Origin of the sequence: Paenibacillus psychroresistens (assembly GCF_009728935.1) — a bacterium.
In the GTDB taxonomy this organism is placed as follows: Bacteria; Bacillota; Bacilli; order Paenibacillales; family NBRC-103111; genus Paenibacillus_AC; species Paenibacillus_AC psychroresistens.
On record NZ_CP034235.1, the window covers coordinates 4,720,523 to 4,742,273 of the forward strand.

Annotated in this window: 13 protein-coding genes; 2 read left to right on the forward strand and 11 right to left on the reverse strand. The window is 40.8% G+C overall.

Annotation, left to right across the window (positions count from 1 at the left end; genetic code table 11):
* Window positions 1–8: 8 nt before the first annotated feature.
* The 5 genes from EHS13_RS21640 to EHS13_RS21660 all read right to left on the reverse strand — a co-directional run bounded on the left by EHS13_RS21640 (window position 9) and on the right by EHS13_RS21660 (window position 11,554).
* Window positions 9–3,095 (reverse strand): CBM35 domain-containing protein, encoded by a 3,087-nt coding sequence (locus EHS13_RS21640; protein WP_155702386.1) that lies wholly within the window; start codon window positions 3,093–3,095, stop codon window positions 9–11.
* Window positions 3,096–3,288: 193 nt separating this feature from the next.
* Entirely contained in the window at window positions 3,289–4,788 is a 1,500-nt protein-coding gene (locus tag EHS13_RS21645) for an ABC transporter substrate-binding protein (RefSeq protein WP_162463192.1), read from the reverse strand.
* 31 nt (window positions 4,789–4,819) lie between these two features.
* Window positions 4,820–6,409, reverse strand: coding sequence for a helix-turn-helix domain-containing protein (locus EHS13_RS21650; RefSeq protein WP_162463193.1), 1,590 nt, complete (start codon window positions 6,407–6,409; stop codon window positions 4,820–4,822).
* Between the two features lie 37 nt (window positions 6,410–6,446).
* A complete protein-coding gene (locus EHS13_RS21655) occupies window positions 6,447–8,183 on the reverse strand; it encodes a sensor histidine kinase (protein ID WP_155702389.1) in 1,737 nt (578 codons plus the stop codon).
* Window positions 8,184–8,383: 200 nt separating this feature from the next.
* Complete coding sequence (locus EHS13_RS21660) at window positions 8,384–11,554, reverse strand: CBM35 domain-containing protein (RefSeq protein ID WP_155702390.1); 3,171 nt, start codon at window positions 11,552–11,554, stop codon at window positions 8,384–8,386.
* Between the two features lie 313 nt (window positions 11,555–11,867).
* Between EHS13_RS21660 and EHS13_RS21665 the strand changes: the two genes are divergently transcribed.
* On the forward strand, window positions 11,868–13,325 hold the full coding sequence (locus EHS13_RS21665) for an amidase family protein (RefSeq protein ID WP_155702391.1): 1,458 nt from the start codon (window positions 11,868–11,870) through the stop codon (window positions 13,323–13,325).
* A gap of 40 nt (window positions 13,326–13,365) precedes the next feature.
* Here EHS13_RS21665 and EHS13_RS21670 read toward each other — a convergent pair whose 3' ends face one another.
* The 5 genes from EHS13_RS21670 to EHS13_RS21690 all read right to left on the reverse strand — a co-directional run bounded on the left by EHS13_RS21670 (window position 13,366) and on the right by EHS13_RS21690 (window position 18,116).
* A complete protein-coding gene (locus EHS13_RS21670; RefSeq protein WP_155702392.1) occupies window positions 13,366–15,495 on the reverse strand; it encodes a GH92 family glycosyl hydrolase in 2,130 nt (709 codons plus the stop codon).
* 39 nt (window positions 15,496–15,534) lie between these two features.
* Window positions 15,535–16,383, reverse strand: a complete 849-nt coding sequence (locus EHS13_RS21675) for an AraC family transcriptional regulator (RefSeq protein ID WP_155702393.1) — start codon at window positions 16,381–16,383, stop codon at window positions 15,535–15,537.
* 42 nt (window positions 16,384–16,425) lie between these two features.
* A complete protein-coding gene (locus tag EHS13_RS21680; protein WP_155702394.1) occupies window positions 16,426–17,202 on the reverse strand; it encodes a phytanoyl-CoA dioxygenase family protein in 777 nt (258 codons plus the stop codon).
* Window positions 17,203–17,303: 101 nt separating this feature from the next.
* A complete protein-coding gene (locus EHS13_RS21685; RefSeq protein ID WP_155702395.1) occupies window positions 17,304–17,750 on the reverse strand; it encodes a P-loop NTPase family protein in 447 nt (148 codons plus the stop codon).
* A gap of 42 nt (window positions 17,751–17,792) precedes the next feature.
* Window positions 17,793–18,116, reverse strand: coding sequence for a hypothetical protein (locus EHS13_RS21690; RefSeq protein ID WP_155702396.1), 324 nt, complete (start codon window positions 18,114–18,116; stop codon window positions 17,793–17,795).
* A 218-nt stretch (window positions 18,117–18,334) separates the two neighbouring features.
* Here EHS13_RS21690 and EHS13_RS37390 point away from each other — a divergent pair, with 218 nt between their 5' ends.
* Complete coding sequence (locus EHS13_RS37390) at window positions 18,335–20,056, forward strand: VanW family protein (protein WP_155702397.1); 1,722 nt, start codon at window positions 18,335–18,337, stop codon at window positions 20,054–20,056.
* Window positions 20,057–20,115: 59 nt separating this feature from the next.
* Here the strand turns inward: EHS13_RS37390 and EHS13_RS21700 are convergent, their stop codons facing one another.
* The gene (locus tag EHS13_RS21700; RefSeq protein WP_162463194.1) at window positions 20,116–21,684 is read right to left on the reverse strand and encodes a stalk domain-containing protein; all 1,569 of its coding nucleotides are present in this window, start codon (window positions 21,682–21,684) and stop codon (window positions 20,116–20,118) included.
* Window positions 21,685–21,751 lie beyond the last annotated feature (67 nt).

A 21,751-nucleotide genomic window follows, 5' to 3' on the forward strand; every position in this document is an offset into this window, starting at 1 on the left:
TTTGACTTCTACCAGCCGCTATTTCCAGCCAATTTTGTTATTTTGAACAGATCTGCTAATGTATTGAGTCCACCTTCTTTCGCTCCAGATACTTTAACCTTACTGAAATCGGCTGAGCCCTGTGCATTGGCCGAAACCTGAACTCCGTAAGCTCCCGTTTTCTCAATGGTCACATTATTAAAGCTGCCCTTCGTCCAGATATCCTGTCCATAAATGGATATACCGTTAAATGTACTGTCATTTATGAGGATATCTGTAAAGATGACAGGCTCACTAATAGGGGCTTTCGGCAAATTAACCCATACAGCTCCAACTATGATCCCATTGTTTCCGACTGAACCTGTTCGAACCAAAGTATTGCGCTGTAGAGTTGTTACACCGCCAAAAGGCATTGAATTATAATCGGTATTAATGTTAATCCCCGCTCCTACATTTACCGTATCGTAGGCGAGGTTGTCTTCCGCTTTGTTGTCTATCCCACCATAAATCCCAATATTGTTGGCAAGCATAGGCAGCTGCAAAGTGTTGAACCGGAAATTATTATTCTCAGTTGGAGTAACTTCTGACCACATCGCTAAGTTATCATCACCGGTGTTCCTTACATTGCTTTGTTCGAATATAGTATTCTTCGTTCCCTTATGCAAATTGACCCCATCCGCAAAGGTATCTCTTACTCTAACTCCGCCGATGTATAGGCCATCCGTTGGCGAATCTATCCAAAGACCAACTTTAACATGCTCCATCCAGACATTCTGCACGATAGATCCAGTACCAAAATCACCCTCGATTCCAGCATCAAAAGCCCCATCATTTCTGTAGCTCACATCACCTAATATGGCAAAATCAAACATGCCAATATGATCGCCCTTACCAATAAACCCACCTTTGCCATTCCAGCCATTGATCGATGAATACCAAGGTCCGGCACCACGAATCGTTAAATTGCTGACATTTATCCGGTCGTTTATCAAGAATTGACCCTCCGGAATCCATAAGCCTTTGCCTGCTGCAGTCGCATCTTTAATGGCATCCCTAATTGTCTTCGTATTATCGGTAGTTCCATTGCCTACTGCATTATAAGGTGCATCTGCTATCGATATATAATTATCAGGCATCGCATAGGGAGCATCTACTTGCTCTAAATCAATAAAATCGATAATGTAGTATTCCGCTGTATCCGTTTTATCTTTCTGCAGCTTAACTGTTGCACCAGCAGGTACATTAATTAAAGTATGCGTTTCATCGAAGAAATGATGTCCAGTCTCCGGTTTCTGCACATTATTGTAAGGATAGTCACCATAAACCCAAGCATATTTGGAGCTTAGATTAACGCTTTGTTTTACACCATTCACGTAAATACTAAGTGGAGCCGTTATTCCTTCAGCTCCGCTGGCAGCATCGGGCATAGAATAACGGATTACCATAGAATTAGCGGCAGTCTTATTAGTGAATTGTACAAATTGTCCGGTAGCGGCTAATTTTACTGCCTGTCTGCCAGAAGCTTCGGAAGCAAGGGTAAGATACGTTCGATCTTTAGCCAAGATGGTTGCCCCACCTCCAATAACACCCTTCTCAGCTTCATATTCGATATAAGGAAGATTAGCTCCACGAGCTGATCCAACTGAGCTATTCGCCACACTTATAGAATCGATTTGAATAGCCCCACTATCCCCTTGGTCATATTGGTAACTAACCGTATTATAGCCATTTCGCAATGTTAGCGTTTCAACTTTTGCAACCCAAGTGCTGGAGTTTTTTGTAGCTTCCAGCGAGGTTTGCAATTGTTTTAAACCATTCACATAAATACTCAGAGATTTTGTTGCTCCTGTGTCATTGGAATATTTCAGGGAAACGAGATACTTATCTGCAGCTGGGGAGTGAACGGCAAAGATCGCTCTAGCTCCGTCAGCTGTAAATGAATTTAAATAGCCTGTTGCGGAGAACCCCTTTAAACTGCTCGCAGCTTGAACACCGCCTGAAAAGAAAGCTGCTTCCGCTTCATATACAGCAGTTGTTTTGTTCGGAATGGCTAGTTTTGTTGGTTTAGGCGTTGTTTTGGGAGTAACCTGAGGCAATAATCCGATATTGAGATTATCCAAGTTGATATTGCCAGAATCTGCAGCATCATATTTATAAGTAATCGTATTATCGCCAGCATTTAATGCCAACGTTTCGAGCACAAGCCCCCAAGTTTCCCAATCTTGCATGCTTTCAAAAGAAAGCGGCTTAATCAGCTTCTCGTTCACATATAAGCTGAGTGTTTGCACTGTACCCAAAGCGCTTGTATATCTTAATGAAGCCGGATAATTCCCCGCAATCGGTACATTTACGGTAAATTGAATGGCGGCTTTAGCTTTATTAGCATCACTAAATCCACTAACAAATCCAGTCCCACTGAAACCAGTATGATCTGAAGTTACTTCAGATCCACCAGACAAGACCGCTGCTTCTGCTTCATAAGTCCCACCTAAGCGTGGAGGTGGAGTAGCTGTTGCTTTCGGCCCTCCTGCTGAACGGCTGACACTAATTTGATCTATATTGACATTGCCGGAATCGGATTCACCGAAGCGATAGCTGATTGCATTGCTTCCAGCAATTAAAGTAAAATTCTCGACTTTAGTGCCCCAGTCATCCCAGCTGCCGACCGTATCTAAGCTGATTTGCTCAATCAAAGCCTCATTGACATAAACACTTAACGTCTTCGCACTGCCTGTTCCATTTGCGTAACGCAGTATGACATCATAATCACCTGCTGCTTCGGCATCAACGGTGAATTGAGTAGCTGCGAATCCCTTGTTCCCATCCACATATCCGGCTACAAAAGCGGTCCCCGTAAAATCAATATGGTCAGTTGCTATCGCAGCACCACCAGAAATTGCAGCAAGCTCCGCTTCATAAATAACAGCACCATCTTGTACCGGAGCTGCTGCTGGTGTCGCCCTGACAACGGGAGATGGCGTTGCCGCAAGCGTAGGCATTACCGTAGGAGAATTCGTAGGTGTGGAGGAATCACAAGAAACTAATAAGATTTGGGCTAATACTAAACCTATAAACAGAGAACATAGCTTGATTTTTCTTGTATAACTTGCCTTCATAGTAGTACCCTCCTGAGAATGGTTAATTCTAACTGTTAAACCTTAGTAATTGAATCTGTATAAACATAAATTATATAAAAATCCAGATATTTCAACTATTAATTTGATGACTTAAACAGCAAAAATTATGACATCTTTTTAACGTTAGAAAACCGCCCCTAAAATCTCGGACGGTTTTCCAAATGTTATTTGATTACTTTTTAGCCCATTCATTCAATTGACGCTGCTTTTCGGCAATGATTCGATCAATACCTGCTAGCTTTAATTTCTCAAGATATTTAGGCAGGATAATATCTGGGTCTAGCTCTCCTGTATTCAAAGCAGGCCCAAATTCTTTATCAACATCGAGACATGCCGCTATTTCATTCTTCACCTTGTCATTATAGAAAACAAAGCCTAAAGCTGGCGATTTATCTGCTTGGTCATTGAATTGCTTGTATTTCTCCCAAATGTCGGGATCCTCATTGGACCAAATGTACGAATTCAATTGATTGCCAAACATCCATGAAGCGTTAATGTTATAGCCTACATTACTTGCATCCACTCCCGCTGGATATTGGATACGGTTATCCGCTGATTTGATATAATGTTTCCCTTCAATCCCCCAATTTAAGAGGTTTAACAAGTATTCATCAGTGTAGAGCAAATTTAGAAATTTCATTGCCTCTTCTGGCTTTTTGGAGGTGCGAGGAATCGAAAACATAGCACTTGTCGTATCCGCTGTAGTCGTAAACGGCTTAGTCAATTCCACGGCTGTCATAGGGACACCTGTATCACGAGATACTTGAACCTCAATGCCTGGCTTTAAAGATTCCGCATAGGCAAATGCCTTCCCTGCTTTCACAGCATAAAATTCGTTATCATTGGTTGTGGCCGCATCTCTGTTGATATAACCCGCTTGATTCCATTTGTGCATAAGCTCGGCATACTCCTTATATTGCGGAGTTTCATACATGTTAATAACCTTTAAATCTCTACTATTGCGATCTAGAACTCCGGGACCATCGCCGAGCATATCATATTTGCCATACTGCATTAGTAAAGTTAGGGGAGTTCTGTCCGATCTGGCTTGTAAGGGAATAATGCCCGGTTCGTTCAGCTTTATCGTCTGAAGAATAGGCGCCAAATCCTTCAATTCATGAATATTGGATAGATTAAATTGATATTTAGCAATCAGATCTTTGCGCATCACTATCCCTTTTGTAGCAGCAAATTCCTTATTAGTCACAACTCCATATATTTTCCCATCTAGTTTCCCCCCTTGGACAATGGCAGGATCCAATACTTTTGTAATATCCTGGCCATATTGCTCCAATAGGTCGTCTAACGGAATAATCTGCTCTTTAGCAACCTCTTGTCCAAGCTCCAACCAGCCTGCAGTAAACAATAAATCAAAAGGCTCATTAGAAGTAAACATTAAGCTGATTTTATCCCACCAAACCCCAAGATGCGTCGGGCGAATCTCTAAGGTAGCATTCATCTTTTTCAGCAGATATTGATTGATTTCGGCTTCAACTAATTCTAGATCCTTAGGCAATGCTGAAGAAGGAAACACCATGACCAGATGTGTCGGAGCTTGCTTAGGATCCGCCTTAACGGACAGATCCGTCTGCTTATTACAGGCAACAAGCATAGGAAGAATGAGAATGAATACAATAAATGTCTGATGCCATGCTTTAGTCACTCTGTACATTTGGGCCACTCCTTTCTTCGCTAAACACGCTTCATGCATGCAAGGACTTCCGATAATATTGCGGTGTCATCCCGTGAATTTTCTTGAATAAACGTGCAAAATAAGAAAAATTATCATAGCCCAAGCTATCCGCAATTTCACTGATCGTTTTATCCGTACATAACAGCATATCTGCCGCTTTAGCCATTCTTTCTTGCAGAATATAGTCCGATAAGGAAAGCCCTGTTTCCTTGCGAAACAATCTGGACAAGTAGGCAGGATTCAGATAAACAAGGGAGGCTAGCATTTCCCGAGTCATTTCTTGATAGAGATTCTCTTTAATATGCAGCTTTAGCTTTTGAATGATCGGATTTGTTGGACTCTTGAAAAAAAGCAATTGAACAACAATAGGGATAACCTGCTTTATCCAATTTTTGAGCTGATATAGAGAATCGGTTACATGGTTCGGCAATGGAAACTTATCGGCATCATGAAGCATTTTGACCGACACTCCTTTGCGATGCAAGACATAATAGACGACTTGGAGGAAGCTATGATAAAAGGTAATTAAGGTTTCAACAGTCACCTGTTCCTCATTCATCTCTTGAAAAACCAGCTCCAAGTTACGATATAGCTGGTCTACATCTCCACGCTCTAACCACTCAGCCCATTCATTAAACGAGTCAAGAATTACTCCTCTATCTTCTTTTAGCTGATCCTGTGTGAATATGACCCGATTGGATTGCGTGACGTTCCGATATTCCATATTCAATAGTCCATGGTAAGACTTCATAATATCGGTTACTGGTATCTTCTCGCCAACGTAACATGATATTTTGCTGTAGAAATATTGGTTGCAGGAGCTAATATAATGCTCACATAATGTTTTAATTTCAGCTGTTTCTACCATTTCATTGCCTAAATAGAGGATACACATCGTGTTGCCGTGATGATCCTTAAAAATACTGCCTGAAAGCTTTTCTAGAATTAACTCTTCCGCTGCCTTTTGTAGAGCAAACTCCATAATTTCTTCATCTCGCGAGTTAAAAGCTTTACTCCATTCCTCTAAGCTAATTAGAATAAGCTGTACCGATTGCACAGCCTCAAATGAATGCGATTCCAATGCATTACGAATTACATCCTGATTAGGTAGAATGCGTTGTCTCAACAAATCCTGCCAAAAGCGCTCAATGCGAATCGGCTTCTGGCTTTGCCAGAGCTGATAATATTTCTGAAAGCCTTCAGTTGCTTCATTCATTTCTCGCTTACTGTCTACACGTAATAAAGCCCCTTGAAGCACATGTTCAATTTCTGCATAGACAACAGGCTTTAATAAATAATCATAGCTTCCCAATTGAATGGCCTTTTTAATGAAGCTAAACTCAGCATGACAGGTGAAGAAAATCGTTTCCACTCCAGGCTTATTCTCCCTCACCCACTCCAGCAGCTCCAGTCCATTCCCTTCAGGCATTTCAATATCACAAATCATCACATCCATATCGTGGGCCAATAATAACTCTTTGGCTTGCAGTGAATGAAACGCTTCAAACACATCTGTTACTCCAAGCTTTTCCCAGTTGACTCCAGAAATAAGTCCTTTAACCGCATATATTTCATCATCCACAACCAGAACTTTATACATATACATAGCCTCCAAAAGTGATATTATAACCAATCATTTATACATTCCGTGGCAGGCGCAGGCTGACAATCGCACCTTTTGGGACCGTGTTCTCAAAGGTGAGGCTTACTTCTGATTTGTAATACAGCCTACAGCGGCGAAGCACATTGCTAAGGCCAATATGCCCTTCCTCGGATTGATAATATTGATTGGACTGCAGGACCTCTAATACTTCTGAGGCGATGCCTTTCCCATTATCCATAACACGAATCAGAATATATTCATCGGGCATAAGCGGATCCAGAGTCACATGGATAGAAACTTTAAACGGCTCCACATGCTTAATGGTAAAGCCATGAATCAATGCATTTTCCACAAGGGGTTGAACCGTCAATGGCGGGATACTGTAGTCCTCCAGTTCACTTGCTATGTTTACCTCATAAGCTAGATTATCTGGAAATCGCAAGGATTGAATGATTAGATAATTGCTAATGTGCTCTAATTCTTCGCTTAATTTAACGGTTAGCAGATGGGTCCTTGTTGTAAAACGAAAAAATTTAACCAGATGCAAAGCCATGGTCTGAATCAATTCAAAGTTCTTGATTTGTGCGAGATTGAACACTATATTCAAAGAATTCATAAAGAAATGCGGGTGAATTTGGGCCTGCAAATGCTTGAGCTCTGCTTTCTGAGTTTGGATGTGCTCTTCATAAACATCGATTTTCAAATGTTCAATTTCCTCTGCCATGTCATTAAAGGTTTCATTAATCAAGATAAACTCTGCTAAATTATGCTCCTCCAGCCTGACGGACAAATTTCCAGTTCTCACCTTGCGCATTCCCTGTATCAGGTTATGAATAGGCTTAACAATTGATCTTTGCAGGAAGACCAAATAGAGAATTAAGATAATGACAACTAGTAATGGAATTAGATAATTTAATTGTTTAAAAAAAGTTAGACCTTCAAGCAGGTCCTTCTCGGGAATCATCAACACCAAGCGAATATCCGCGAATTTAGATTGTTGATCAACGAGAAAATAAGGTTCTTTTAGCTTAATGATATTGTAGATTTTTTGCGGCTGATTCATATATTGAGACCAATTAATCAGCTTGGATTGATCCTCCAAATGTTCATTCGGAAGCTCCGTTACAGCTTCACCAGCATTGGAAACAAACATAGCCTGCACTCGATTATCCTCACTTAAATGCTGAAAAGGCAGTATAAGTCGACTAAGATCAATCCATGCGCCAATATATGATTTATAGTCCGTGTCAACAATTCGCACTAAACCATATTCCTGATCGAGCTTGACCAGAGTCCATTGATTGTTCTTCTGAACCATGCTGCGGTCCTTTAATATTTCTAATAGCTTCGCTTGAATGGCTTGTTTTTTGTCATAAGGGACAAGCTGCTGCGGAGCAATAAGCAGCTCATCATGCTTCGAGCTGTAAGCAAATAAAACGTCTGCTGCATTGTAATAAGTTGAGTTCAGATTTAGCTCATTAACCACATGAATTTTTTTATCGTAATACTCAAAGCTATTTTTATCGTATTCACTGAGTGAAATCAGATTGGTATCCTGTTTGGCTGTTTTATAGAGAAATTTATTGATTTCATCTAAAATACTATCTGTATTATTCATATACATGGTCAATAAATTCTTGTTGGATACCGCGAGCTGGGAATGGATTACCTTAGTCGCATATAAGCTATTCAACAGCAAAAGAATGGTCAAAGGAATAGTAACGAGACAAAAGCCAATAATTAGCCTGGAACGAATGGTAGCTTTTCTCATGGTGACTCCTTTTCCAATGCTGGAATGAAATGGTTTTAGCTCCAATTATACAGCAATGCCAATCTAGTAACTATTAAAATAATCACTAAAGATACTAAGATTGTGACCTCTATTAAGAAAAACAATCCAGCGCATACCACAATGATCTTCATCAAGGGTATGCGCTGATTTAGTTTACCTATTAAGCTTTATTATGAAGTTTACCAGTTGTTGCCTGTACCTGAAACTGTAAAGTTAGGTGAAGCATTGATGAATTTACCTGATGGTGCATTATTAACTGTATTACTGTTGAATACGGAAGTGCCACCTGCTGTGCTTCTAACAGAAACACCGTAGGTTCCAGGATTATTGATTGTATTGTTTGCATAAGTAACCGAAATGTTAGGTGCCGGTTCTTCAATAAAAATCCCTGCATAGGTGCTGTCATTAATCACATTACCTGATACCGTTACTGTAAGGTTATTAGCTAAGCCATTGTTATTTAACCAATAAGCCCAAATCGCGCCAATCTGATAGCCATAATCTCTGTGAGCAGAACCCGTTCTTAAAAGCATGTTGTTCTGAATAAGCAACGTACCTGTCATAGATGGAGGACTAAAGTTAGTTCCATAAGAGATACCTCCGCCCGAACGTACTGTATCCGTGACTAAGTTACTGATGACCTTATTGTTTGAACCACCGTAAATACCAATGCCATTGGCAAGCGTAGGAATTTGTACTGTATTGTAGCTGAACGTATTATTATTGTCTAAATGTCCATCCCATGACCACATGGCCATGCCATCGTCACCGGTGTTTCTGAATGAGTTATTAGTAGCTGTTGAATTAGAAGTACCTCTTGAGAAATTCAATCCATCTGCCCAAACGTCTCTAACTCTATTGGTCGTAACCGTACCATTGTTGGTATCGTCGGAGAACCAGATACCTACTTTTCCATGCTCGATCCAAAGGTTGGATATCGTTGAGTTTGTTGCTACACCATCAATACCAGCAACACCGAGCTGATCATCTCTGATGATATCATTTGCACTTATCTTCATTCCCGAAACCGTTGAATTCCCTTTCAGGACAAAACCAGCATAATCACCAGAAAGTGCTGAATACCAAATGCCGGCACCTTTTACAGATACGCCAAGCGGCAGGTAAATTCTTGTGCCTGATCCGTCATAGCCTGCACCTTTATGCCCTGTGTTAAAGTTAAAGGTTCCTGTTGGAATCCAAACGCCTACTTTAGTTCCACCAGAGCCTGTAACAGCCGTTATGGCACTGTTCATTGCTGCTGTATCATCTGCTCCATCATTGGCTACTGCACCATAGCTTGTAATTGAAACATAGTTTGCCGGCATTGTTAATGCAGCAGGAACAGCTTCTGTTTCGATTAAATCCAGCGTTACACTTGCTGTAGAGCTAAAGTTCAAATTAGTCGCATTTCTTTGGAATTTAATTACTGTTCCAATTGGATATTGCTGACCTAATAGTACGGAAACCTCATCAAACATATGAGCTGGCGTTGTAGAAGGTGTAGTCGGGTTGTTAGACCAACGAATTACACTCGAAATACTGCCCCATTCTCCATAATTCCAAGCATATTTTGAGGTTAAATTAACATCTTTAATGAACGTTCCGCCGACATATAAGCTGATAGCGGAATCAATTCCAGTACCCGCTGCGTTATCGGGGATAGAATATCTAAGCGTTATGCCTTGTGCGGCTTTAGCTAATGTAATTTGAGCATATTGTCCTGCAGCTGTAAGCTGTACGGCTTTTCTTCCGGATGATTCCGAAGCGAGGGTTCCTGCAGTTGTTGAAGGACCTACTAAAGCTCCTGTAAACGTTGCGCTCTCCACCTCATAAGTGTCATATGGCATAGTCGCTCCATAGGTTCCTGGAAGCGGTGTTGGTGTTGGCACTGGTGTTGGTGAAGGAGTTGGCGTTGGTGTAGCCTTGGCACCAACATCAATTTTATCCAGATTTACATTACCTGTGTCTGTCGTATCATATTTGTACATGATTGTATTGTTGCCGTTATTCAGAGCTACATAAGTTACAACAGTACCCCATGTATCCCAGTTCGCAAGATTAGCCAGGATGATCTGCGAAAGTTTCGTACCATTCACATATATGCTAAGCGTCTGGGCTGGTCCCGAAGCATTGGCATATCTAAGCGTAATCGGATAATTACCTGCGGAGGTAACGTTTACTGTGAAGGTTAAAGCTGCATTCCCTTTATTAACATCTGAAAAACCGCCTACAAAACCCGTTCCTGTATAGCCCGTATGATCCGTGGCAACCGCTGTTCCGCCTGCTCTTACAGCCGATTCCGCTTGATAAGTGCCGCCAGATGGAGGTGGAGGCGTCGGTGTTACGGTTGGTGTCGGAGTTGGCGTTGGTGTTGGCGTAGCAGTCGGTGTCGGTGTTGCTGTACCGCCTGAGGCCACATTGATTCTATCTACATTTACATTACCTGTATCCGTTGTATCATATTTAAGGCGAATCGTATTGCTTCCAGCTATAAGAGCCAACGCTTCTACCTTAGTCCCCCAAGTATCCCAATTGGCTAAATTTGCTAACGAGGTTTGGCGAATTTTAGTACCGTTCACATAGATACTTAACGTTTGAGCTTGACCTGATGAATTCGCATAGCGGATTGTGACATTATAGCTTCCTGCAGAGGCTGCATTTACAGTGAACTGTGCAGCAGCATTCCCCTTATTCACGTCTGTAAACCCACCTACAAAACCCGTTCCTGAATAGCCAGTGTGGTCTGAATAAACAGCAGTCCCACCGGATAATGCAGAGGACTCTGCTTCATAAGTACCTGCTGGTGGTGGAGTCGGTGTTGGGGTAGGCGTTGGAGTTGCTCCTGCACTAACCACATTCAGATTGTCTATGTTTACATTGCCAGAATCCGTAGTATCAAATTTATATTTAATCGTATTATTCCCGGCTGTTAAGGTCAGAGCTTCCAGCTTAGTTCCCCAGGTATCCCAATTCGCTAAACTTGCCAAAGTGGTTTGTCTAATCTTAGTGCCGTTAACATAAACGCTAAGCGTTCTGGAGCTGCCTGTTCCGTTAGCATATCTTAAAGTAGCATTATAACTGCCTGCTGTTGCAGCATTTACGGTAAATTGCAAGGATACATTGCCTATATTACCATCTGTGAAGCCGCCTACAAAACCTGATCCTGTATACCCAGTATGATCAGTACCAACAACAGCTCCTCCAGCCAAAGTACCTGCTTCCGCTTCATAAGCTGCTGCAAATGCAGTAGCTGCAAATCTTACAAATGAAAACTGTGCACAAATTAATGTAAATACTAAAATAAGCACTAAGAGATGATTTCTTTTTAAAGCTTGAATGGACTTTAACATATTAGCTAACCTCCTAAAATTTTGTTTGCCTTTTGAAAGCTGAATTTCGTGAGTACGCAGCCACCTCCAATTATTTTGTAAGCGATTTCAAGTTGTGATCTTTAAATAACTACATACCTACTTTACTCTTCACTTTTGTATAAAACTACCAAATTTGTGACTTTCTCTAGCACATTTATGACGTTATGATTATTCAATTATTAATTTATTGTTAATTTCTTAGATGCTTTGTCGAAAACGGCTTGCGAAGCAGGGGATCTGACTTTTATGAAGAACTTGTAAGGAATACATAGTAACGAAAAGAGGGATAATTATGCATTTTCAATTAGAGGAAGCAACCATTCAAGACATTCAAAATGCATTTGAATCCGGAGAATTGACTGCCAAAGCTTTAGTCCTTTTATACTTAAACCGCATTGCTAATTACGATAAAGAAGGCTTAACGATAAACTCTGTGCTCGAAATTAATCCAGATGCATTATTTATCGCGGAAGCCTTAGATAATGAACGGCAAAATCAAGGCTCTAGAGGACCGATGCATGGCATTCCGGTTTTATTGAAAGACAATATTAATACTGGAGATGCCCTGCATACAAGCGCCGGTTCGCTTGCACTGGCGAATTCTTATGCCATCCAGGATGCTTATATTGTAGAAAAGCTTCGCGAAGCTGGCGCGATTATTCTAGGCAAGGCTAATATGACGGAGTTTGCAAATTTCATGACGGACGGGATGCCTTCCGGATATAGCTCTCGCGGCGGTCAGGTACTCAACCCCTATAACATTTCTACACCTACGGGGGGATCAAGCTCGGGTTCAGCGGTAGCTGTTGCTTGCAGCTTTTGTACCGTTGCTGTAGGTACAGAAACCTCAGGCTCAATCCTTAATCCTGGCAACCTCAGCTCAACTGTAGGTATTAAACCAACTGTTGGTTTAATTAGCCGCTCAGGCATTCTTCCACTTTCTTATAGTCAAGATACAGCCGGACCTATGGCAAGAACGGTGACAGATGCTGTTTTGCTGCTCAATGCACTATTAGGCGATGATGTGAATGACTCTGCGATGGGAGCGAATAAAGGTAAAAGACGAATGGATTACACAACATACTTGGATAAGCACGGATTAAACGGGGCGCGGATTGGGATACCTCGCGATTATTATTTTGAGGAATTGACCGAAGAGCAGCTAGCGATTTTTAATAAAGCTGTTGAAAGTATGAGGCAGCAAGGTGCGGTAATTGTCGAGTCTGCGAATATCAAAACTTGCCGTGAAATTATCTATTCCAGTGTTGTATTCAACGAGTTTAAATCTGCGCTTAATATGTATTTATCACGGTTGGGTCCACATGCTCCTATACATTCCCTTAAAGAGATTATTGATTTTAATCACAATCACCCTATAGAAACTTTAAAATATGGCCAGTCCACACTTATTGAAACTGAGTTTACTACAACAGGAAAATTAACAGAGCCTAATTATATCCGAGATAAGACTAGAGACTTACAAACGTGCCAAACGGATGGAATAGATGCCACCATGAAAGAGTTTGAGCTGGATGCCTTACTCTTCCCAGCAGATTTTGGAGCAACCGTAACTTCAAGAGCCGGATATCCCTCCATTGTTGTACCTGCTGGGTATACTGCGGCTGGTGTTCCTTTTGGAGTGACCTTCTCCGCAATGGCTTACTCTGAACCCACACTAATTAAATTAGCTTATTCCCTTGAACAACATACACAAATTAGGAAGGCACCTTCCTTAAAAAGCTTCTTATAACAGCCAAACCAACTGATTAAGCATGGTGTGCTTCCTTAACCTATCTTCCTGATAATCCCCATTGCTTATTTGGCCGATGGCCCATTTGTAAAATAAGCGTTCCACCACCGACAATATCAGCATGTTCAAGATAAGGTTTGTCATAAAGCTGTCCATTCAAATAGGCGGATTGAATATATTTATTTATCTCGGAGGCTCCATTTGCTTGAATGATAAACGTTTTATCCTGATCTAAATTAATCGTTACCTTCTCGAATATTGGACTTCCGATATCATAAAAAGGCTTTCCTGGACATACCGGATAGAACCCCATTGCGGAAAACACGTACCAGGATGACATGGCACCTGCATCTTCATCACCGCAAATTCCCAATGGGCTATCTGTATACCATACCTTCATAATCTCTCTTGCTTTACGTTGAGTTTTCCAAGGCATTCCTGCGTAGTTGTACAAATAGGGGATATGAAAAGCAGGTTCATTCCCCTGACAATATTGTCCCATTAATCCTGTTGAATCCGGGAATTGATTAAGAAATTCATATTTGGAGGTACCATATTGCTCGACAAAAAGCGAATCTAGTTTCGCCGCGAATTGCTCCCTGCCACCTAGTAATTCGATTAATCCAGCAAGATCATGCTGAACATGAAAGGTATAAATCCACGAATTGCATTCAGCAAAATAATCTCTGCCTCCCTGTCCTCCACTTAGCTTGGGATCAAAATCAACAACCCAATGGCCATCAGCGGACTTGGGAGCCATGAACCCAATCCGCTCATCAAAAACATGTTTATAGTTTTGCGCCCGATTCATGAAATATTGGTAGTCCTCCATGTAATTCAATGCTTTCGCCATTTGAGCAATACACCAATCGTCATATGCATGCTCTAAAGTAACAGATACGGCCTGGCGTCGCTCGAAGCCATCGACTTCCTGTACCCATTCAGATTCAGCTTTTTTTAAGGCTGGGAAAAATCCTTTTTCCATGTACACTTTTTCTAATTCTGTCAATCCTCCAATCACCCAAGGAAGCATTGTTGACTCCATTGCATTTTTCTTAATCGCAGCATAAGCTACTTCGAGATCAAACTCGGCATATCCTTTCATAAAAGTATCCACAATCATCGCAGCTGCATGATTCCCCGTCATAAAAGGTCGATCCCCTGCTACCGCAGGAAATTGCGGAAGCCAGCCGCTTTGTTCGTACATGCGCAAATAAGAAACAATCATATCCATTTGACGCTGCGGTTCAAGCAGGAGCTGGAGCGGATGCAAGCAACGGTAGGAATCCCACATATTATCATTGGTATAAAAATCATGTTTATCAGAGAAGTGTACCTTATTGTCGTATCCGCTATAATATTTTCCATCTTCCGTAATATTGTTCATATGCAGCATCGATCTATATAAAGCCGTATAAAAGATAGTACGCTGCTCTTCACTTCCTCCATCAACTTCAATCTTGCTTAATGCTTCATTCCAAATGGAATAAGCCGTCGATTTAACCTCTTCAAAATCCCAGTTGTTAATCTCCTGGAGCAAGTTTTTTTGCGCTTGTTCAATACTAAGATAAGAAACTCCCACCTTCACACTTATTTGTTCTTGAGCTGACGTCTCAAATTGAACAAATTGAGTAAGCTCTCCATTGTCTCCGGATTTAAAAAGGGTGGATTGAAACGGCTTTGAAAACTCTACATACAAATAAAGAGTTACTCCTGATTGAGCAACCCAACCGGTTATTTTATTAGAATCTAAGCATTCCAGCTGACAAGGCTGATTTGGCATACTTATTAGAATGGTAGAATCTTTCCCCTCTGGAAATGAAAACCGGTAGTACATAGAATGATAGGAAACGGTATATTCCGCATATATTTCCGTATCCTCAAGTAAAACAGCGTGATAATAAGGGGTTGTCGTTTCAATATCATGATCATAGGTGGATGCGATTGGAAATGATTCATGCCCAAGTTTCCCTTGCGAAGCCATGATCATCGCGCTGCCTGTTGAAAAACCGAAAATTTTATCAGCCAAATAATGATCTTTAATTCCCGGTGTTACTATGGGAGCAACCTGCAGCATGCCATGAGGCAAGGAAACAGTTGGCTGAGTTGAAGTAAGCAAATGACCTATCGTACCAATATTGGGCTTCACATAATCGATCGGTTTTTTCATATCTTCCTCCTATTTAAATAATATCTGCGTCGGTTCATCTTAGACCCCATATAGATCTGCTGACTGTGTAATTCTCACAGATTCTCTGTATTCCGTTGGCAGCTTGCTGAACTGCTTTTTGAACTGCTTGCAGAGATAGGATGCATCCGTCAATCCGCACTGGGAGGCAATTGACTCAAGTGTATCCGTGGTTTGTTCAAGCAGCTGCTTGGCACGGTTCAACCGCATTTCTCGAAGCATCTGCATAGGAGTTAATCCATATTGCTGCTGAAAAACACGGTCCATGTAATTGCTGCTTAAACATACCTGAGCTGCCAGATCCTCTCTCGAAACTTTTTGATGAAGCCGCAACGACATTTGGCCTACTAAATCTGAAAAACGATCTCCTGATGAATTAAAAGCTTCAGATCGCTTGGGACTTCCTGCATTTTCCCAGCCCACCATAATTTGTTCCGTTAGCTGAAGCATTGCCGAAGTCAGTTTTAAATCACGGAAAGCAGCCCCTTGATCCTCCCATGCCGTCATCAGCTTAAGGAATACGGCTTCATAGCCTTTGAAATCAGAAATTGTAACTATAGGAGACACACGATATAGCTGAAGCAAATCGAAATGGTGTGAGCACAGCAGGCTCACTTGTATCCACAGGTGATCCCCCTTGGTTTCCGAATATTCAGCAAAAGGCAGATGTGGCGGATGCAGCATGATATCGCCAGCTTTTGCATAATGAGATTCTCCCCTAGTAGTTGTCCTCACATAACCTTCTTTAACATAACTAATAATCCAATGAGAAAAGAGGCAATTTTGCAAATCCAGCTTGGAGTAATAGGATTGTTTAACAGTATGCAATTGAACGGACCAGGGGCCTTGCGCCAAATCTATCGGTTTCATGACCAAAAATTCACACCCTTATGCCTTTTCCAATTTTCACGTTTAGCAATTTTCTTTTGTAACGAATTCTGTATAAGCAGATTTACCGTCTTTGGCAATCAGCGGACCATTTTGGAATATCTTATTCGTGATAGGATTGAACGAACCATCAACTGAATACTGAGTGATATAGGCTTTACGAGTATCTGTTTTGCTGCGATTTGGTGTGCTTTTATGAAAGAGTAAAGAATTGAAAGCAACTACGCTTCCCTTTTTTAACTCGACTGGAATTCCTTCAATGTCTCCATAATAGCAAATCCAGCCTAGATCTGTCTTAATATGCGTTACGAACCCTTTCAGGTGGGTACCCGGCTGAACCCAAATGCAGCCATTCTCAACCGTTGCATCATCCAATGCAATCCAGCAGGTAACATACTGTTCGGGTTCCGTTGGAACATACCCATTATCCTGGTGCCATGGAAAATCCTTACTAGCTTCAGGACGTTTATAAACGGATTGATCCCAATAAAGCTTGATGTCAGGGCCAAGAATGGTAGTTGTGATATCTACAAACCGTTGATCTGCAGTAAATTGCTGCAATTCAGGGCTGCGAAAATTGAGACCTGAAGTAAAATTGATCTGTCCTGCTGAACTGATGAAATCCCTATCTTTTTGTCTAAGGATCATCTCCGACTCTCGATCAAATTCATCGATAATGGCACGAACTTTATCCATTTCCTCTGCGGAGAAAAGGTTATTGAAAATAATGTAGCCCAGCTCTTTATACTGTTTCATTTCTTGCTCTGTTATTTCAATCTTCTTTGCACTCTCGATCGTCATGGTGAATCTCTCCTTATAAATGAGTTAATTGCTTCATGTCCTCATTATAGAACTCTTCTCAACCTGCAACAATGAAGCGTTTACACCTCTTTCGGTATTTTTTACACCTTTATGATCCCAGCTTTTTTTTGTTTAAAATTCCGATATCTTTTTCTAAAATTCCAAATCCATTTCACAAAAAAAAGCAGGTTTATTGGTTCAGAACAGCCCCCTGCTCTATCTATTGCGGTTTCACCTTGTGTGGATAACCTTCGCTTTAGTACTCGATATAAACAGAGGAAAATCGACAAATCAAAATAAAAGACCGTATCCGCTTCAAGTAACCTTCTATTCAGTGAAGTGGGATAATTGCCATCAATGATATACTCCTCTTGTTCGAGGAGCATTGTAATCACTTTATCCCATTCTTGTTTATTGCTGGCTACCCAACCTGGCTTCCAATACACGGTATCTAAATGAATCACGGGGATATTAATTGCATTTCCAAGCTGTCTAGCAAAAGTAGACTTTCCAGAACCAGAGAAACCGAGTATCAGCACTTTCTTCAATTCGGTGTCCTCCCCTTAAACTAGTTATAGGTTTATTTAAAGCTAATATACGACTTGACTGCTTATGTATTTGTTGACCTCCTGAGTAACATCCTTGCCACCGCCAAAATTCGTTATAAGCGCTCCGATAGTGTAAATCGGTCCCCAAGGAATGCCCCACCATCCTAAAACAGCACTCAAAAGTGTGAATTTCAAACCTTTTTTCACTCTGCCCTCATTGTGCTTGTGGAAATAAATATCTGAGCTGCGTTTGAACGAGAGGACAAGAACAGAAATACTATATGTATAAATGACAAATTTCCCACCCATTTGTAGCTCATATTCAATATTTTTCTGTGTCATGCCTTCAATTCCAATAATTTTCATTCTATTCTCCCTTTTCTTACCGAATTGTTCCGCTTTCGACAATAATATACATTCCAAATTATAATAATATACTTTGTAATTATATAAGTAACATTGAAACATAAACCAGGAAAAGCCCGAAACTCCTTAATGGATATCAGGCTTTTAGTCATTAATGCATAAAATGATGGCTTTGTTAGAACAATTATTAAAGATGCTATAAAGGAGGAATACTTACATTGAAGCTGTTGTGGATTGCAGGACTTTTATTTTCAATGCAGCATATGGATCAACCTGACAGCTTGGAACTAGACTATCAGGGAAAGACCCTAGTTATTATTAAACAAGTGGAATACGTATTACCTGGCTCTTCACTAATCGATATGGTTAAATTGCAGCAGCTTCTGAATAATCTCGATAAACAAGTGTATCAAGCACCTGTTAATGCCAAGATCGGCAATCATCAGGAAAACATACCTGAAAAGACAGGACATAAGCTGCATCGCGAACTATTTATGGACCAATTTACCTCCTATTTTTCTGGGAATGGTCTCAATAAGCTTGATATCCCATTGTTAACCCTACATGCTAAAGTCGATAGCGAACTGCTTGCCCAAATCCGTGAAAAACCAATTGGCCATTACATAACCTATTTCAATGCCAACAATAAGAACCGTTCGTCTAACATTTCGCTTGCCGCGAAAACACTTAACAATCATGTCATTTTTCCTGGCGAGACCTTTTCATTTAATCAAGTAGTCGGAAAACGGACAGCAGATAGAGGATACCTGCAAGCAACAGTCATTGTCAGAGGTGAGCTGTCCGAAGGGATTGGAGGCGGGATCTGCCAGGTATCCTCTACCTTATTCAATTCTGTAGACCGAGCAGGCTTGCGAATTATCCAGCGTTATTCTCATAGCAGAAATGTTCCGTATGTCCCTCCTGGACGAGATGCTACCGTTAGCTGGGATGGGCCTGATTTCACTTTTCAGAATCAATATAATCAACCCATCTTGATTCGGTCCAGCGCAGGTGCAGGCTCAGTTATCATCTCACTCTACTCTTCACATGTAATTGAACATAAACCACGAGCAGTTCCTAGAACGTTGAAGCAGCTTCCTGAGGAAATTAATATTTCAACAGCTGTAAATCAAGTCATTAAACCATCTAACACAGAATTGAGTATTAAGCCTTACGGAAAATTAATTCCTTGGCAGGATGCAGACCATGCTGTACCTATTAAAAGCATTTTTACCATAATGGATTATGAAACGGGTTCTACTTTTCAGGTTCAACGGCGTGCAGGCAGGGACCATGCAGATGTACAACCACTTTCAAAAGCAGATTCAGCTATTATGAAACAAATTTATCAAGGCGAATGGAGCTGGAAACGAAGGGCAATCCTTGTTCATTCAGGCGATGAATGGCTAGCCGCATCAATGAATGGTATGCCGCATGGTGGCGATGGCATTCCTGACAATGATTTTTCGGGACATTTCTGTGTCCATTTCTTCCGCAGCACAACACATAAAACTCCAACCCCTGATCTTGCCCATCAGCTGATGGTGTATAAATCTGCTGGGAAGCTGCAGGCTTTCTTAAAAGCGGCATCCCCAGCTGTTATGGCCGAAAGCTTTATTGAAGCCCTAAGCCAGCAGGATCTAGAGCTGCTGCGTGAAGCTTCAGTTGACATCGACAAAGTTAAATTCGAATATTTTATTGAGCAAATGAATGATATTCTAGCGATCAAAATAGAAAAACAGCGAGGATTAGCGGACAAGCTCAACACGGATGACTCTAATTGGGGTGAGCTTTTATCAACCGAAATCCAACTAAAGGCAGCGATTCAAAAAAAGGGAGGCTCTAAACGAACGATCACCTATAAGTTTATTTTTGCTAGACAATCTATCCAATCTCCGTGGCAGCTTAAAGATGTGCAGCCCTCGGACTATCCAAGGTGACAAAATAAAACGGCAAGTCCCCATACAGCTTGAGGGGATTTGCCGTTTCTTTGTAGTGATTACTTTTGCTCAATATTAATCGACGAATTTTTACCATTCCACTTGACTGAGCTACCTGTTGCTTCACTAATAAATCTTAGCGGAACAAAAGTATTGCCGTTTCTAAGCTCCGGTGGATTAGATAGCGCCGTTTGTACCCCGTTAACTAGAGCGAATTTATCTCCAATTTTAAACTGGATGGTTAGACCTTCTTTTGAGCCCGTTATCAGCTTAGTCTCTTGATCCCATTCTACCTTGAGGCCAAGTCCTTCAAATAAATCTCGGAACGGAACTAATACAGTTCCTTTGTTGTTAATTGGTTCTAGTGACATCGGTAAGCTAAGATTATTAATGAATATTTGAATTTGTTTCTTGCCAAAAGAAGTTAGGCCTATATCATTATTGATCGCATAGATATTATTGTTTTTCCCAATAACCAATTCCACACTTTTGTACCAAAAAGCATTTCTCAAAAGCACAAAAAATTCTTGCCCCTCACTATTAAGACCATAAATATTGCCAACACCACCAGTGAAATATACATTTCCGTCTTTGTCTGAAACGACTCCATCCAGAAGACCAAGCCCATACTTTTCAGTATCTCTAGTCTTGTATTGCCATTTAACTTCACCTAAATGATCCATTTTTGCAACGTTTCCTGAATTATCAAGATAGAATCCACCTTTACCATCACTTGGCAGGCCAGAGGATTGAATATCGGCGAAATCCAATTTGTCTGGTTCAATCATAGTTCCGGTGTCTGACTCAATCATATGCAGTCCACTTGGAGTTACCGAATAAATCAAACCTTTTGCTGAAAAGTATGGCTTAAAAAAAGTTTTGCCATCTAGAAAGTTGGCATTTGACGTTTTCCATCTAAGCTTCCCTTCCTTGTCTATTGAAATAATTTCTTGATTATCTGTATCGACGTAGATATTACTATTATTATCTGTATGAATAGTTTGGGGAAGAATATATGCTATATTAGTGCTTGAGACCGTTTTGTTTAACCAATTAGCTTCACCACTGGAATTATAAGAGACCAAACCGTCTGTAGTAAATACAATGAGATTACCTTCCGAATCACCTGCGAATTGATTATTATAACGGCTGATTATATCCTTGGACTGCTTTTTCCATTTAATCGTGCCATTCTCAGCTATGGCATAAATGATTGTATCCTCATTATCTAGTTTGCTATATGCGTAAAGTGTATCGTCCTTGCCAATTAATAAATAGGTTACAGTTAGTTCGGCATCGAGCTTTACGCTCCATTTGATTTCTCCATTTGGATATACAGCATTTACTTTGTCTCTAAAGTCTGAAAAATATAAAACACCCTGTTGATCCTGGACTAAATTAAGAGGTAAACTATTTTCCAATTTCCACTTCAAATCATATTTTGTAGGATTTAAGAGAATAGGCTTGGGACGTTTCGGAGCTGTTTCGTCAATTTCCCAATTCATCACCATACCTTTATCAGGCAAATATATATTCGGATCTAAAGCTTGTGCTGCAGTTGCTTTGTTCTGTATTCCCATTAAGCCACCTAAAGCAATGATTACTATGAACATTTGTATTGCTTTCATACTGCTATCCCCCATAATATATAATAAAAGTTACTTTAGTCTCACTTAAATTTCGACATAAGGAAAC